Source organism: Streptomyces sp. NBC_00597, assembly GCF_041431095.1.
Lineage (GTDB): Bacteria > Actinomycetota > Actinomycetes > Streptomycetales > Streptomycetaceae > Streptomyces.
In genome coordinates this window covers 1263386-1279296 of record NZ_CP107757.1, presented here as the reverse complement: position 1 = coordinate 1279296, position 15911 = coordinate 1263386, and the positions used below count along the sequence as shown (strand labels likewise).

Sequence of the window (15911 nt, the reverse complement as noted above, 5' to 3'; positions counted from 1 at the left end):
GCTTGAAATTGGCATAGACCAATGGGCGGGTCAAGGGCCTTTCACTCGGGACTGTTCGCACAAAGTTCGCGGAATTGGACTTACTGGGGCACCGTGGAACGAGGCACAAGACCCCACCGTCGGGAGACCTCCATGTCCAATCACACCTACCGGGTGACCGAGATCGTCGGCACCTCCCCCGAGGGCATCGATCAGGCCATCCGCAACGGGATCACCCGGGCGGGCCAGACTCTGCGCAACCTGGACTGGTTCGAGATCACACAGGTGCGCGGGCACATCGAGAACGGCGCCGTGGCGCACTACCAGGTGGGGCTCAAGGTCGGCTTCCGCCTCGACGGCGAAGACTGACCCGGTCGGCGGACCCGGGCCGGCCGGTCGGCGGGCCCGGGTTCCGCTACGCCGTCGACCGGCCGGGGTTCGCTACGCCGGCGGCGGGCCCGGGCCGCCAGGCCGTCGACCGGCCGGGAGCCGGCACGGTCCGAAGTGCGGCCTCAGGTGCGGCCCTCGCTCTCCTGGGCGGACTTGAGCTCCGGCGCGTCCGCCGCCCAGTTCGCTAGGACCACCGTGAAGCCCGCGGCGCGCGCCGCCTGGCAGACGAGCTCGTCGTCGTCCACGAGCATCCGCACCTCCCGGCCCCGGGCGAGCCGCTGCAACACCTCCAGTTTGGTGGTCCGGGCCGGCCTGCGGTCCTGGTTCCCGCGCATCCACAGCCGGCCCTCCGGCAGCCCGTGCCGGGCCAGCCACTCCACCGTGTCCGCGCGGCACCGCTCCGGACGGCCGGTGAGGTACACGATCTCGCAGTCGGCCGCGCGCTCCACCGCCAGTGCCACCCCGCGCGCCAGCGGCGGGTCGGCCGGCGCCGCACCGAAGAAGCCCTCCCAGTCCCGTGGGCGGCCCTCCAGGAAGTGCTGGCGGTGGTCGGTGTCGGCCAGGGTGTTGTCGATGTCGAAGACGGCCAGCGGCCGGCGGTCGTTGCGCTCACTCATGCGGGTCAGAGTAGGCAGGGAATCCTGACGGCGCGCGTGCGTTACAGCCTTGTGTGATACGCAGACTCTCCGTCCTGGACCGGTCCCGCACCCGCGAGGGGCACCCGCCCGCGCAGGCCCTGCGCGACACCGTGGAGCTCGCACGCGCGGCCGAGCGGCTCGGCTACCACCGGTTCTGGGTGTCCGAGCACCACAGCGTCCCCGGGGTCGCGGGCTCCGCGCCGGCCGTCCTGGCCGCGGCCGTCGCCGGGGCGACCCGGCGGATCCGGGTCGGCACGGGCGGGGTGATGCTGCCCAACCACCAACCGCTGGTGGTCGCCGAGCAGTTCGGGGTGCTGGAGTCGCTGTTCCCCGGCCGGATCGACATGGGGCTCGGCCGCTCGGTCGGCTTCACGGGCGGGATCCGGCGGGCACTGGGCCGCGACACCGGGGACGCCGACCGGTTCGAGGAGCAGCTGGCGGAGCTGCTGGGCTGGCTGGACGGCACCCAACAGGCGCATCCCGAGGTGCACGCCCGTCCGGCGGAGGGGCTGCGGATCCCGGCGTACGTGCTGGCCACCGGCGAGGGCGCCGGGATCGCGGCCCGGGCCGGACTGCCGCTGGTGGTGGGCGACCTGCGGGCCCGGGACCGGGTCAGGGAGATCATCGAGCGCTACCGCGCGGAGTTCCGCCCCTCGGCCGGCGGCTCCGAGCCGTACGTGGTCGTCTCGGGAACGGTGGCCGTGGCGCCGACCGCGGAGGCCGCCCGGCGCATCCTGGTCCCGGAAGCCTGGTCCCTCGCCCACTCCCGCACCCGGGGAAGCTTCCCGCCGCTGCGCCCGGCGCAGGAGGTCGAGGCCCTGGACATGACCCCGAAGGAGCGGGAGCTGTACGAGGGCGGGCTCGCCGGGCACGTCCACGGCACGGAGGAGCAGGTCGCGGCGCAGCTCGCCGAGGTGGCCGCCTTGACGGACGCGGACGAACTGTTGGTCACCACCTCCACGTACGACCGCACGGCGCTGCTGGACTCCTTCGAGCGGTTGGCGGGGCTGGCCGGGCTGACCGGACCGGCCGGGCTCTGATCCGGGGCGACCCGTAAACTGGGGCGAATGCACCACTCCACTGCGCCCGAGGCCGACCGCGACTCCTTCGTACGGGTAAGGGGCGCCCGGGAGCACAATCTGCGCGGCGTCGACGTGGACGTCCCGCGCGACGCGCTGACCGTGTTCACCGGGGTCTCCGGCTCCGGGAAGAGCTCCCTGGCCTTCGGCACGCTCTACGCCGAGGCCCAGCGCCGGTACTTCGAGTCGGTGGCCCCGTACGCCCGCCGCCTGATCCACCAGATCGGCGCCCCGAAGGTGGACTCGGTCACCGGTCTGCCGCCGGCCGTTTCGCTGGAGCAGCGGCGCTCCTCCCCCGGCTCGCGGTCCTCGGTCGGGACGGTGACGCTGCTGTCGAACTCCCTGCGCATGCTGTACTCCCGCGCCGGAACCTATCCGCCGGGTGCCGAACGGCTCGACTCCGACGCCTTCTCCCCCAACACAGCCGCCGGTGCCTGTCCTTCCTGTCACGGTCTCGGCAGCATCCACCGCACCAGCGAGGAACTCCTGGTGCCGGATCCGGGGCTGTCGATCCGTCAGGGCGCCATCGCCGCCTGGCCGGGAGCGTGGCAGGGCAAGAACCTGCGGGACGTCCTGGAGGTGCTCGGGTACGACGTGGACGCGCCCTGGCGGGAGTTGGCGGCGAAGGACCGCGAGTGGATCCTGTTCACCGAGGAGCATCCGGTGGTCACGGTGCATCCGGTGCGCGACGCGGACCGGATCCAACGGCCTTACCAGGGAACGTACATGAGTGCCCACCGCTACGTCATGCGGACCTTCTCGGACAGCAAGAGCGCCACCCTGCGGGCCCGCGCGGAGCGGTTCCTGGTCGATTCCCCGTGCCCGGTGTGCCAGGGGCGGCGGCTGCGGCCGGATGCGCTGGCCGTGACGTACGCGGGCCGTACGATCGCGGAGCTGGCGGCGCTGCCGCTGACCGCGCTGGACGGCGTACTGGCCACCGCGCCCCCGGACGGGGAGGCGGCCCGGGTGCTCGCGCAGGACCTGCGGTCGCGGATCGGGCCGGTCATGGAGCTCGGGCTCGGCTATCTGAGCCTGGACCGGACCGCGCCGACGCTGTCGGCGGGCGAGCTGCAGCGGCTCAGGCTGGCGACGCAGCTGCGGTCCGGGCTGTTCGGGGTGGTGTACGTGCTGGACGAGCCGTCGGCGGGGCTGCACCCGGCCGACACCGAGGCGCTGCTCGGCGTACTGGACCGGCTGAAGGCCGCGGGGAACACGGTGTTCGTGGTGGAACACCACCTGGATGTGGTGCGGCACGCGGACTGGCTGGTGGAGGTGGGCCCGCTGGCCGGCGAGCACGGCGGGCGGGTGCTCTACAGCGGGCCGCCGCAGGGGCTGGCCGGTGTGGCGGGGTCGGCGACGGCACGTCACCTGTTCGCCGCCGGCGGGGAGGAGCCCCGGCGGCGGGTGCGCGGGGCGAACGGCTGCGTCCGGCTCACCGGTGTCGACCGGCACAACCTGAGGGGTGTGGACGCGGAGTTCCCGCTCGGGGTGTTCACGGCCGTGACGGGGGTGTCGGGGTCGGGCAAGTCCACGCTGGTGGGCCAGGTGCTCGCCCGGGAGGTCGGGGAACGGCTCGCGGATCCGGGGTTCCCGGTGCGGCGGCTGGTGGAGGTGGACCAGAAGCCGATCGGGCGGACCCCACGGTCCAACCTGGCCACGTACACGGGGCTGTTCGACGTGGTGCGCAAGCTGTTCACGGCGGCGCCGCAGGCGCGGGCGCGTGGCTGGAAGGCGGGCCGGTTCTCCTTCAACGTGCCGGGCGGCCGGTGCGAGACCTGCCAGGGCGAGGGGTTCGTGTCGGTGGAGCTGCTGTTCTTGCCGAGCACGTACGCCCCGTGCCCGGAGTGCGCTGGGGCCCGGTACAACACCGAGACCCTCGCCGTGACCTACGAGGGGCTGAACATCGCGCAGGTGCTGGCCCTGACGGTGGAGTCCGCGGCCGCCTTCTTCGCTCAGGTCCCGGCGGCGGCGCGCAGCCTGCGGGCGCTGGAGGACATCGGGCTGGGCTATCTGCGACTGGGGCAGCCGGCCACCGAACTTTCGGGCGGCGAGGCGCAGCGGATCAAGCTGGCGACGGAGCTCCAGCGCCAGCGCCGCGACCACACCCTGTACGTGCTGGACGAGCCGACGACCGGGTTGCATCCGGCCGATGTGCGGGTGCTGCTGCGGCAGCTGCACGGGCTGGTGGACGCCGGGCACTCGGTGGTGGTCGTGGAGCACGACATGGAGGTGGTGGCGGGCGCGGACTGGGTGGTCGACCTGGGTCCGGGCGGCGGCGCGGACGGGGGCCGGATCGTCGCGGCGGGCACGCCGGCGCAGGTCGCGGCGGCCGGCGCGGGCCGGACGGCGGCCCATCTCGCGCGGGCGCTGGGCCGGCCGTAACACCTGTCGTCCGCGGCGCCCGTCGTGCGGGGCGAGAGCGAGGGGGAGGGGCTACGCGTCGCCCGGGAGCAGCTGCTGCGGGAGCTCGCGGAAGGTCCACCGGCCCTGTCGGCGGGTGAACATCCACACCAGGTCGTAGCGGTCGGGCCAGGCGGCGGGGACGCCGAGCACCTGGTGGGCGCCCAGGGCGCGGATCAGGCGGGGGGCGCCGGCCCGGTCCCAGCAGACGAGTACGGGCGAGGGGGCGGCGAGCGCGGCGCGGGCCAGGGCCTCCTCGGCGCCGACGGCGAACTCTCCGCGCACGCGGGTGCGCAGGGCGGCGGTCAGCGGCTCGACCGTCTGGCGGCAGCGGGCGGGCGCTCCGGCCGGGCCGCCGGCCGCGAAGACGACCGCGGGACGGGGCAGCGTCGAACCGCCGGCGGGCGGGAAGAGGCGGTGCAGTTCCTCGGCCCGGCGGCGGCCGCGCCCGGCGAGGGACCCGAGGTCCTCATTGCCGTCGGCGTCCTCGCCCGTGTCCCCGGCGTACGGCTGCTCCGCATGCCGGATGAGCATGACCAGAGCGTCCTTCGGCGCGGGCTGCGGTCCGTGGCCCGCGGCGGCGAACGGGTCCTCCGCGGAGCAGCCGGCCACCGCGAGCGGGGCGAGGGCGGCGGCCGCCAGGAGGGTGCGGCGGCGCGGTCCGGACCCGGCGGGGGCTTGTGGCATGGTGCCCACTGTTCCCCACCCGCCGGGCGCCCGCGGGGCGCGGCGCGGCGTACCGCCGTCACGAGCGCCCGGTCGGCCGATCGGATCAGCCGATCGGCCGAGGCTCCTCGTACGGCCCGCGCGTCTCGTGGGGCCCGCACGTCTCGTAAGGGGAGGGCACCGGGAAGTACGCCTCCAGGAAGGCGCTGACGGCGCGCTGCTGCTCCCGGGGGGACAGTCCGGGGGCGGCGTCGTCGTCGGCGAGGCAGAACGCGTCGGCCCGGCGGTCGGCCGCGAGGCCGGGCAGCCGCGCGATCTCCTCGGTCCGGCCGGTGCTGACGTACGCGTGGCGCAGTTCGCCTTCGACGGCGCGGCCGTCGGCGAGGGCCAGGTGGGAGGCGAGGGTGACGGGGGCGAGGTCGTCGGCGCTGCGGAACACCGAGCGGCTGGTGGTGGCGAGCCGGCCGGGCAGCCGCTCCTCGACGTGGGCGAAGAGGGAGCGGCTGAGCGGGTACGGGGTGTGGGCCAGGATGTGCGGGTAGGTGCGGCCGACGGCCTGTTCCACCGCGTGGCGGGTGGCCTTTTGGGAGGCGGTGAAGACGTCGTCGTCATCGGCGCCGGGCGCGCTGGGGGCCACGGCCCGCTGGTCGTGGAAGACCTTGGGCAGGCCGGAGGAGAGGAAGTAGTTCTGCGGGCGCTGGGGGCGGCCGAGGAAGATGTCGTCGTTGAAGTACAGGAAGTGCTCGGCGAGGCCGGGGATGCGGTGGAGCTGGCTCTCGATGGCGTGGGAGTTGAACACGGGGAGGCCGGTGGGGTCGGCGAACAGCTCGCGGTGGCCGACGACGGTGACCTGGGGGTGGTCGGTGGCGAGCCAGGGCGGGGTCTGGTCGTCGGTGACGATGAAGACGCGGCGGATCCAGGGCGCGTGGGCGGCGATGGAGCGCAGGCAGTAGCGGAGTTCCCCGCGGTCGCGGTAGCGGTTCTCCGCATGGTCGACGAGGGCGCGGTCACCGGTGTCGGCCTCGGCCGCGGCGGCGCGGTTCCGGCGGCGGCGCCAGGCGGGGTCGGAGGCGTCGACCCAGGTGATCACGGCGTCGACGGGGAAGTCGATGTCGTCGGGGAAGCGGCCCGCGAAGGCGTCTACGACGGGGTGGTCGCGGCCGTCGACGCGGGTGGTGGAGGTGGCTCGGAGGGTGGGCACCCACCAGCCGTACGGGGTTTCGCGCAGTCCGGCGATCGCACCGGTGCCCGACTCGGCGGCTTCCCAGAACTCCAGGTCGCAGCCGGTTTCGGGGCCGTAGGCCAGGGTCCGGCCGGAGGTGACGGCCGGCTGGAAGAGACGGATGCCCTTGGTCTTCGGGTGGGGGCCGTCGACGGGCCCGCACTCCCGGGCCGCGACCGTTTCGGGGAGTGCTTCGGCGAGGACCTCCGCGGTGTCTTCGCCGTCGCCGAGGAGGCGGGCGTACACCGGGAGCCCGACGAAGGCCGCGGCGCATGCCTTCAGCGCGGCCGCGCGGTCCTCCGGGGCGATGGCCACCCGGTGCCGGAGACCACCGTCGGGGACCAGTCCGTACGGGACGGCGGCCGCCCGAAGGGCCTGCGCGACGGCCGTCAGATTGGCGTCCCGGGCGGCGGCGGGCAGCAGGTCGTCACGGACCCGGGTGAGCCGGCCGCGGTGGCGGACCAAGCCCGGCAATGTCTGCAGCAGCTCGTCCTCACGGGCCCGGCCGGGCGGGGGCGGCGGCTGGCTCCCGCTCGCGGTGATGCGCTCCCGCTGGGCGGCGTCCGGCTGTTTCGGTACGCCGCCGGGCCTGCGCAGCGTCCGTACGATCCGGCGCAGGCCGACGGGAAGGGGGAGACGGGACAGGCCCTGCATATACGACCTCACGAGACGGCGCCGGTGTGCGGCACCCGAGGATGCGGGCGGCACCCGGCGTAGGGGGGTGTGGCGCCGTCCGGCGGGCAGGGGCGGATGCCTCGTTCACTCCCACCTTTCCCTTCGTTCATTTTTCACGCAAGGGCTTGGTGTCCGTTCATCCCCGTCTCACAGGCACTTCTCAGCTTCCTCCCTTCCCCCGGACCGCTCGCAGCCACTCGCGGTTCATGGCGGCGATGGACGGCAGCGGGATGCCCTTGGGGCAGGCCGTGGCGCACTCGCCGGTGAGGGTGCAGCCGCCGAATCCCTCGTCGTCCATCGTGGCCACCATGTCGAGCACGCGGGTCTCCCGCTCCGGCGAGCCCTGCGGGAGCACGTTGAGGTGGTTGACCTTGGCGGAGGTGAAGAGCATCGCGGAGCCGTTGGGGCAGGCCGCCACGCAGGCCCCGCAGCCTATGCACTCGGCGTGCTCGAAGGCGGAGTCGGCGTCGGCCTTGGGCACGGCGGTTGCGTGGGCCTCGGGGGCCGAGCCGGTCGGGGCGGTGATGTAGCCGCCGGCCTGGATGATCCGGTCGAAGGCGCCGCGGTCCACGACGAGGTCCTTGACCACCGGGAAGGCGGCGGCCCGCCAGGGCTCGACGTCGATGGTGTCGCCGTCGGCGAAGGACCGCATGTGCAGCTGGCACGTGGTGGTGCGCTCGGGACCGTGGGCGTCGCCGTTGATCACGAGGCTGCACGCGCCGCAGATGCCCTCGCGGCAGTCGTGGTCGAAGGCGACCGGGTCCTCGCCGCGCAGGATGAGGTCCTCGTTGAGGGTGTCGAGCATCTCCAGGAACGACATGTCGCGGGAGATGCCGTCGACTTCGTAGGTGACCATGGCGCCGGGGGTGGAGGGGTTCTGCTGGCGCCAGACGCGCAGGTTGAGCCTCATGCGTAGCTCCGCTGGGTGGGGTGGACGTACTCGAAGACGAGGTCTTCCTTGTGCAGGACGGGGGCCGCGCCGGTGCCGCGGTACTCCCAGGCGGCGGCGTAGCCGAACTCCTCGTCGCGGCGGGCGGCCTCGCCGTCCGGGGTCTGGGACTCCTCGCGGAAGTGGCCGCCGCAGGACTCGGCGCGGTGCAGGGCGTCGAGGCACATCAGCTCGGCGAGCTCCAGGTAGTCGACGATGCGGTTGGCCTTCTCCAGGGACTGGTTGAACTCCTCGCCCCTGCCCGGAACCTTGATCCGCTTCCAGAACTCCTCGCGGATCTGCGGGATCCGGTCCAGCGCCTTGCGCAGGCCCTCCTCGGTGCGGGACATGCCGCAGTACTCCCACATGAGCTCGCCGATCTCGCGGTGGAAGGAGTCGGGGGTGCGGTCGCCGTCGACGGCGAGCAGTTGGGCGAGGCAGTCGCGGGTCTCGCGGACCGCGGTCGCGGCCTCGGGGTGGGTGTCGTCGACCGCTTCCCGGTGGGGGTGACGGGCCAGGTAGTCGTTGATGGTGGAGGGGAGCACGAAGTAGCCGTCGCCGAGGCCCTGCATCAGGGCGGAGGCGCCGAGCCGGTTGGCCCCGTGGTCGGAGAAGTTGGCCTCGCCGATCGCGAAGAGGCCGGGGACGGTGGTCTGGAGGTCGTAGTCGACCCACAGGCCGCCCATGGTGTAGTGCACGGCGGGGTAGATCCGCATGGGGACCTCGTACGGGTTCTCCGCGGTGATCCGCTCGTACATCTCGAAGAGGTTGCCGTACTTCTCTGCGACCTCGTCCCGGCCCATGCGGCGGACGGCGTCGGCGAAGTCGAGGTACACGCCCTGGCCGCCGGGGCCGACGCCGCGGCCCTCGTCGCAGACGTTCTTCGCGGCGCGGGAGGCGATGTCGCGGGGCACGAGGTTGCCGAAGGAGGGGTAGATCCGCTCCAGGTAGTAATCGCGCTCCGCCTCGGGGATCTCGGCGGCGGGGCGGGTGTCGCCCTTGGCCTTGGGCACCCAGATCCGGCCGTCGTTGCGCAGGGACTCGCTCATCAGGGTGAGCTTGGACTGGTGGTCGCCCGTGCGCGGGATGCAGGTGGGGTGGATCTGCGTGAAGCAGGGGTTGGCGAAGTGCGCGCCGCGCCGGTGCGCCCGCCAGACGGCGGTCGCGTTGGAGTTCATGGCGTTGGTGGAGAGGTAGAAGACGTTGCCGTAGCCGCCGGAGGCGAGGACCACGGCGTCGGCGTAGTACGTGTCGATGCGGCCGGTGATCAGGTCGCGGGCGACGATGCCGCGGGCCACGCCGTCCACCGTGATCAGGTCGAGCATCTCGGTGCGGGCGTGCATCTCGACGTTGCCGGCGGCGATCTGTCGGGACAGTGCCTGGTAGGCGCCGAGGAGGAGCTGCTGGCCCGTCTGGCCGCGGGCGTAGAACGTGCGGGAGACCTGGACGCCGCCGAAGGAACGGGTGTCGAGGAGGCCGCCGTACTCGCGGGCGAAGGGGACGCCCTGGGCCACGCACTGGTCGATGATCTCGACGGATATCTGGGCGAGGCGGTGGACGTTGGACTCGCGGGCGCGGAAGTCGCCGCCCTTGACGGTGTCGTAGAAGAGGCGGTGCACCGAGTCGCCGTCGTTGCGGTAGTTCTTGGCGGCGTTGATCCCGCCCTGGGCGGCGATGGAGTGGGCTCGGCGCGGGGAGTCGGAGAAGCAGAACTGGACCACGTGGTAGCCCTGTTCGGCGAGGGTGGCGCCGGCCGCGCCGCCCGCCAGGCCGGTGCCGACGACGATCACGGTGTGCTTGCGGCGGTTGGCCGGGTTGACGAGCTTGGCCTCGAAGCGGCGGCGGTCCCAGCGCTCGGCGATGGGGCCGGTGGGGGCCTTGGTGTCGGCGATCGGCTCGCCGGTGGTGTAGTCGGCGTACGCGGTGTGGGCGGTGTGGGCCGCGGGGTCGGTGTTCACGGTCAGCTCACCACTCCGGTCATGACGGCGACGGGCACGGACACGAAGCCCGCGAAGAGGACGAGGGCGAGGGCGTTGGCCAGGAACTTCAGCGTCCGCTCGCGGCGGGCATTTCCCGCGCCGAGGGTCTGGGCGGCGCTCCAGAAGCCGTGGCGGACGTGGAGGCCGAGGGCGGCCATCGCGACGATGTAGACGGTGTTGCCGTACCAGGTGGAGAAGGTCGCGAGGACGTTCTCGTAGGGGTGGCCGGCCCACGCGCGTTCGTTGACGGTGAGCGTGGTGAGGTCGAGAAGGTGCCAGACGATGAACAGGGCGAGGATGATCCCGCCCCAGCGCATGGTGCGGGTGGCGTAGCTCGCGCGGCGGCGCTTGTGGGCGTACTTCACCGGGCGCGCCTTGATGTCGCGGCGGCTGAGCTGGTAGGCGCACACCGCGTGGGCGACGACTGCGGCGACCAGGACCACCCGGACGATCCACAGGGCCCACTCGTGGTGCAGGAATGGCGTGCCGAGGGTGCGCAGCCAGTGGGCGTAGCCGTTGAACTCGTCCGCCCCGAAGAAGATCTTGAGGTTGCCGAGCATGTGCACGACGAGGTAGCCGAGCATGATCAGCCCGGACACCGCCATCACGGACTTCTTGCCGACGGTGGAGTCCCAGAGCGTGCGCGTGGTGGACGGTCGTCGGCCCGTCCGCGTTGCCAGAGCCATGCCATCGACGGTAAGGACCAAAGTCCCGAGAGGTCCAAGACATGATGCTGCTGATCTCGATAGGCACTTCCTATGTAGGGCCCTATTCTGGTGCCATGCAGTTCCAGCAGCTCCTGTACTTCGTGGCCGTCGCCGAGACCCACCACTTCACCCGGGCCGCGGAACGCGTGCACGTCGCCCAGCCGTCGCTCTCGCAGCAGATCAAGGCGCTCGAACGGGAGCTGGGCGCAGAGCTGTTCAGCCGCGCGCGGGGCAACATCGCGCTCACCGATGCGGGTGAGGCGCTACTGCCGCTGGCCCGGCGCATCCTGGCGGACGCGGACACCGCGCGGCTGGAGGTCCAGGAACTGGCGCAGCTGCGGCGCGGGCGGGTCCGGCTGGGGGCGACGCCGAGCGTGTGCACGGGCCTGCTGCCGGACGTGCTGCGCGCCTTCCACACCGCGCATCCGGGGATCGAGCTGCTGATCGAGGAGAGCGGTTCGCTGGATCTCGTACGGGAGCTCGCGCGCGGGGCCTTGGACCTGGCCCTGATCGCGCTGCCGCTACCGCCCTCGGCTCCGGCGCTGACCACGGTGGAGCTGCTGACGGAGGACCTCGTGGTGGTCTCCTCCGCGGAGCTGCCGCCTCCGGCGGGCGGTGGCCCGCTCACGGTGTCGGCCCTGCGCGATGAGCCGATGGTGATGTTCCGCCACGGATACGACCTGCGGGACCTGACGGTGGCCGCCTGCCGGGCGGAGGGGTTCGAGCCGGTGTTCACGGTGGAGGGCGGGGAAATGGACGCGGTCCTGGGCTTCGTCCGCGCGGGGCTCGGCGTGGCGGTGGTCCCGGCGATGGTGGTCGACCACGGCGGACCGGGGCTGCGCGCCACCCCGCTGGCGGGCTCGCCGCTGCGCCGCACGATCGCGCTGGCCCACCGCACGGACGTCGCTCCCCCGCGCGCGGCTCGTGAACTGAAGCGCATCCTGCTGGGCTGAAACGGACGCCCGAACGACGCGCCGCGCCGCCCCGTGGGACGGCGTCAGGCCCCGGCTATGGGAAGGGCCCTGTCGAGCCCGTCGGCCAGCATCGCGAAGGCCAGGTCGGCGTCGGCCACGGCGGCCGGGTGGGCGTCGTCGGCGCTCTGGCCGGAGTCCAGGCGCCGCCAGTTCTCCCGGCCCAGCTCATGCCGGACCGCCACCAGGTGCGTCGCCGCCAGCCGGGCGGCGAGCGGCAGGACGGACTGTGCTTCGAGTACGGCGGCCAACAGTTCCACCTCGCGGTCGGTGTAGTGGCCGAGCCGGGTCTCCAGGCTGGCGGTGGTGTACAGGAGCCGCTGGTACGCGAGCACTCCCGGGTGGTCGCACAGCCCCGTGATCGGGTCCCGTTCGGCGAGGGCTCCGAGGAAGTGCGCGTGAACCGCGCCCACCGCTGTCTGCCCGGCGGGCCGGTCGCGCACGATGCGCGCCGCCTCGTCCTGATGGTCGGCGAAGCGGTCGAGCACCAGGTCCTCCTTGCTCGGGAAGTACCGGAACAGGGTGGGCTTGGAGACCTCGGCCGCGGCGGCGACGTCCGCCACCGACACGGCATCGAAGCCCCGCTCCAGGAAGAGTTCCAGCGCCGTGGCGGCCAGCCGGCCGCGCGTACGGAGCTTCTTGTTCTCGCGCAGACCCGTCGTGTTCTCCATACCGCGAGCGTACCACGAATTCGTGACTCAGTCATTTTCTTAACCGGGTTGCTTTTTCTCGGGGGAGGCGCTTTCCTTGAGGCAACGACGAGGAGAGGACATCCGATGACGGACGTACTGATCGTGGGCTCCGGCCCCACTGGACTGACCCTGGCCTGCGACCTCGCCCTGCGCGGAGCCGCCGTCCGGGTCATCGACCAGCGCACCGCACCGCACCGCGAATCCCGCGGCAAGGGCCTCCGGCAGAGCAGTCTGGAGATCTTCGAGAAGCTGGGCGTGGCCGAGTCCCTGACCGGCATCGGCAATGAGGCAGTGGTCCTGCGCAAGTACTTCGACGGAGCGCCCATCAACGACACCCCCACGGACGGCACCGGGCTGCTGATAGGGCAGTGGCAGACCGAGGAGGCACTGCGCGAGCGGCTCGCCGGGCTGGGCGTGGCGGTCGAGTACGGAGCCCAGCTCGCCGGAATCACCCAGGACGCGGCCGAGGTCCGGGCGGAGCTGGCCGACGGCACCGTGATCGCGGCCCGCTACCTCGCCGGGTGTGACGGCGGGCGCAGCACCACCCGCAAGCTCCTCGCCATCCCCTTCGAGGGGAGCACGGAGGAGGAGCCCGCGATGGTCATCGGGGACGTCCGGGCTCCCGGGCTCAGCCGGGAGTTCTGGCACCAGTGGTTCACTTCGGAAGGCGGCGGGATCATGCTCTGCCCGATGCCGGGGACGGACTCCTTCCAGCTGCAGGCCGCGCCCGAGCACGATGAACACGGCGAACCGGTGCCGCCCTCGCTGGAGAGCTTCCAGCGGCTGTTCGACCGGTGCGCCCGGATGCCCGAGATCCAGCTCGAAGACCCCACCTGGCTCTCGACCTGGCGGGTCAACGTGCGCGTGGCCGCACGGATGCGGGAGGGCCGGGCCTTCCTCGCCGGGGATGCCGCGCACGTCCACCCCATAGCCGGCGGGCTCGGAATGAACACCGGCATCGAGGACGCCACCGCCCTGGCGCGGACCCTCGCCACCGCCCTCGGCGGGGAGGCCGGGGAGGAGGTGCTCGACGCCTACCAGGCGGAGCGGCTTCCGGTGGTCACCGAGGTGGTGGCCGACACGGCGCGGCGGTACGAACGGGTCGTGGCGGCCGTCCGGACCCCCGGCCGGGGTACGGAGGCGGGGATGGACTGACCGGCACCGCAGCCATCACCCGGCACCGCAGCCATCGCCTGCCAGCGCGGCCATCGGGGCCTCCCCCGGTCACCCGCCGAAGCTCGGGCGCCGGGTCGGGCTCGGGTTCGGCGCGGGCTCCGGGTCCGGCCCTTGATCCGGAGCGAGCCCCCTGGCGGCGGCCGGACGGGCGGGCCTCAGGAAGGCGTGGGCACGGCGTCCGACAGCGAGAGGGCGTGGATGCGGTCGGGGGCGCCGGGGCGGGCGTAGTACCAGCCCTGGGCGGTGTCGCAGCCGAGGTCGCGCAGCTGAGCGGCCTGGGCTCCGGTCTCCACTCCCTCGACGGTGACGGCGAGTTCGAGGCTGTGGGCCAGGGCGACGATGCCTTCCACGATCTTGACGTCGACCGGGTTGGCGGGCTGCTGCTGCATCCCCTTGGTGAAGGAGCGGTCCAGCTTCAGGACACTGACGGGGAGGCGGCGCAGGTTCGCCAGGTTCGAGTAGCCCGTGCCGAAGTCGTCGAGCGCGATGTCCACGCCGAGGGCGGCGAGCCGGCGCAGGGGTTCCAGGAGTTCGTCGTCGGCGCCGATCAGGGCCGATTCGGTGACCTCCAGGCACAGGGCGCCCGGGGCCAGGCCCGAGTTCTCCAGGACCGCGACGGTGTCGGCGACCAGGCCTGGGTGGTGGAGTTGGGTCGGCGAGAGGTTGACGTTGATCCGCAGGGCCGAGCCGCCGTGCTGGCGCTGCCAGTTGCGGGCCTGGCGGACGGCCTCCTCCAGGACCCAGCGGCCGAGCGGCACGATCAGCCCGGTCCGTTCGGCAAGCGGGATGAAGCGGTCCGGCCCGAGGACCCCGTACTGCGGGTGCGACCAGCGGACGAGGGCCTCCGCGCCGTGGACGCTGCCGTCGTGCATGTGGACCAGCGGCTGGTACTCGATGAAGAACTCGCCGCGCTCCAGCGCCGCCGGGAGGGCGTTGGTCAGGCCGTGCCGGGTGATGGCCCGGGCGTCGGCCTCGGCGTCGGCGAACTCGAAGCGGTTGCCGCCGGCCGCCTTGGCCCGGTACATGGTGATATCGGCGCTGCGCAGCACCTCCGCCGGGGTGCGCTCGCGGGCCGGGCCCTCCACGATGCCGATGCTGCCGCGGACCGACAGCTCACGGCCCTCGATCCGGATGGGCGCCGAGAGGGCGGACAGGATCCGGACAGCCAGTTCGGTCACCTTCTCCTCGGTGTCCGAGCCGGTGGTCAGCGCCACGAACTCGTCGCCGCCGAGTCGTGCGACGACCTCGCCGGGGCCCGTCGCGCAGCTCTGCAGCCGGTCGGCGACCTCCACCAGGAGCCGGTCGCCCGCCGAGTGGCCGAGGCTGTCGTTGACCGCCTTGAAGCCGTCGAGGTCCAGGTAGCAGAGGCCGAAGCGGCTGCCGCCGGCGCCACTCAGGGCCTTCTCCAGGCGTTCGAAGAACAGCGTCCGGTTCGGCAGCCCGGTCAGGGCGTCATGGGTGGCCTCGTAGCGCAGGCGCAGGTTCAGCAGCCGGCGCTCGGTGGTGTCCTCCATCAGGGCCAGCTGGTACTGGGGCACGCCTTCGGCGTCGCGCAGCAGCGACACCGTCAGGTTGGTCCACAGCACGGTCCCGTCGTGGCGGTAGTACGGCTTCTCCACGCGGTAGCTCTCGCGTTCGCCACGGACGAGTTCGCCGTACATCCGCCAGACGTGCGGGGCGTCGTCGGGGTGGCCCCACTCGCTGACGTTGCGGCCCCGGACGTGTCCGCGCATTCCGCCGAACATCTGCAGCAGTGCGTCGTTGACCTCCAGGACGTTGCCTTCGAGGTCGGCGATGCCGATGCCGACGGCCGCGCCCTCGAAGACCGCCCGGAAGCGCTCCTCGCTCGCGTGCAGGGCCTGCTGGGCGTCGATGCGGGCGGTCAGCGCGGAGCGGGCGATGGCCTCCTGCTCCCGCAGGGTGCGCTCGCGCAGGGCGCGGGCGAATCCGGCCGCGATCCCGTGCTGGAGGCGGGCGCAGCGCGAGCGGTACTCCTCGGTGCCCTCCACGCCGACGCCGTCGGGGCCGCAGTAGAGGACGAGGTACGACTCGACCACGCCGAGCGTGCCGGCCAGTGCCTCGGGGTCGGTGCAGTGCACGGCGACGAGTTCGGCCCCCACCCGCTGGGCGACGCCCGCGTCGAAGGGCCTGGCGTGCAGGGCCTCGGCGAGGGTCCGGGCGAGCGGTATCAGGTGCTGTTCGAACTCGACGCGGGTCAGCGAGGTCGCGGTGACGGGGAAGATCGCCCGCCCCCAGATGGTCGCGAAGCGCCCGATCCGGTCTTCCAGTCCGCTCCGCAGCGCGGCAGGACCCGCCGACGGGCCCGCCGGTGCCGGCGGGCCCGTGAGCGGGGCCGGGGGCTCCGCTCCCTGCGCGGGCCCTGCGTTCTTCGGGGTCGGTGTGCCGGAG

The 15911-nt window shown here is 72.9% G+C and carries 13 protein-coding genes; 5 read left to right on the top strand and 8 right to left on the bottom strand.

Annotated elements, in window-relative coordinates:
* The first annotated feature begins 132 nt into the window (after window positions 1–132).
* Window positions 133–348: a dodecin gene (locus tag OG974_RS05415; RefSeq protein ID WP_327279781.1), complete on the top strand. Its 216-nt coding sequence runs from the start codon at window positions 133–135 to the stop codon at window positions 346–348.
* 143 nt (window positions 349–491) lie between these two features.
* Here OG974_RS05415 and OG974_RS05410 read toward each other — a convergent pair whose 3' ends face one another.
* Window positions 492–986 (bottom strand): HAD family acid phosphatase, encoded by a 495-nt coding sequence (locus OG974_RS05410; RefSeq protein ID WP_329315310.1) that lies wholly within the window; start codon window positions 984–986, stop codon window positions 492–494.
* Window positions 987–1039: 53 nt separating this feature from the next.
* Between OG974_RS05410 and OG974_RS05405 the strand changes: the two genes are divergently transcribed.
* Window positions 1040–2047, top strand: a complete 1008-nt coding sequence (locus OG974_RS05405; protein WP_371645611.1) for an LLM class flavin-dependent oxidoreductase — start codon at window positions 1040–1042, stop codon at window positions 2045–2047.
* Window positions 2048–2074: 27 nt separating this feature from the next.
* A complete protein-coding gene (locus OG974_RS05400) occupies window positions 2075–4468 on the top strand; it encodes an ABC transporter (RefSeq protein ID WP_371645609.1) in 2394 nt (797 codons plus the stop codon).
* Between the two features lie 51 nt (window positions 4469–4519).
* On the opposite strand, the gene OG974_RS05395 is transcribed toward OG974_RS05400, so the two are convergent.
* The 5 genes from OG974_RS05395 to OG974_RS05375 all read right to left on the bottom strand — a co-directional run bounded on the left by OG974_RS05395 (window position 4520) and on the right by OG974_RS05375 (window position 10642).
* Window positions 4520–5173 carry a hypothetical protein gene (locus tag OG974_RS05395; RefSeq protein WP_371645608.1) on the bottom strand — a complete coding sequence of 218 codons (654 nt, stop codon included), beginning with the start codon at window positions 5171–5173 and terminating at the stop codon, window positions 4520–4522.
* Window positions 5174–5258: 85 nt separating this feature from the next.
* Entirely contained in the window at window positions 5259–7028 is a 1770-nt protein-coding gene (locus OG974_RS05390) for a Stealth CR1 domain-containing protein (RefSeq protein ID WP_327279776.1), read from the bottom strand.
* 181 nt (window positions 7029–7209) lie between these two features.
* Window positions 7210–7959, bottom strand: coding sequence for a succinate dehydrogenase/fumarate reductase iron-sulfur subunit (locus OG974_RS05385; protein WP_327279775.1), 750 nt, complete (start codon window positions 7957–7959; stop codon window positions 7210–7212).
* A complete protein-coding gene (locus OG974_RS05380; RefSeq protein WP_371645605.1) occupies window positions 7956–9935 on the bottom strand; it encodes a fumarate reductase/succinate dehydrogenase flavoprotein subunit in 1980 nt (659 codons plus the stop codon). The genes OG974_RS05385 and OG974_RS05380 overlap by 4 nt, the downstream gene beginning before the upstream one ends.
* A gap of 2 nt (window positions 9936–9937) precedes the next feature.
* Window positions 9938–10642 carry a succinate dehydrogenase gene (locus OG974_RS05375; RefSeq protein WP_327279773.1) on the bottom strand — a complete coding sequence of 235 codons (705 nt, stop codon included), beginning with the start codon at window positions 10640–10642 and terminating at the stop codon, window positions 9938–9940.
* Window positions 10643–10737: 95 nt separating this feature from the next.
* Here OG974_RS05375 and OG974_RS05370 point away from each other — a divergent pair, with 95 nt between their 5' ends.
* Entirely contained in the window at window positions 10738–11616 is an 879-nt protein-coding gene (locus OG974_RS05370; protein ID WP_327279772.1) for a LysR substrate-binding domain-containing protein, read from the top strand.
* Between the two features lie 44 nt (window positions 11617–11660).
* On the opposite strand, the gene OG974_RS05365 is transcribed toward OG974_RS05370, so the two are convergent.
* Window positions 11661–12305 carry a TetR family transcriptional regulator gene (locus OG974_RS05365; protein ID WP_327279771.1) on the bottom strand — a complete coding sequence of 215 codons (645 nt, stop codon included), beginning with the start codon at window positions 12303–12305 and terminating at the stop codon, window positions 11661–11663.
* 105 nt (window positions 12306–12410) lie between these two features.
* Here OG974_RS05365 and OG974_RS05360 point away from each other — a divergent pair, with 105 nt between their 5' ends.
* Window positions 12411–13481: an FAD-dependent monooxygenase gene (locus tag OG974_RS05360; RefSeq protein ID WP_328764450.1), complete on the top strand. Its 1071-nt coding sequence runs from the start codon at window positions 12411–12413 to the stop codon at window positions 13479–13481.
* 176 nt (window positions 13482–13657) lie between these two features.
* Here the strand turns inward: OG974_RS05360 and OG974_RS05355 are convergent, their stop codons facing one another.
* Window positions 13658–15802, bottom strand: a complete 2145-nt coding sequence (locus tag OG974_RS05355) for an EAL domain-containing protein (RefSeq protein ID WP_327285876.1) — start codon at window positions 15800–15802, stop codon at window positions 13658–13660.
* Between the last annotated feature and the right edge of the window lie 109 nt (window positions 15803–15911).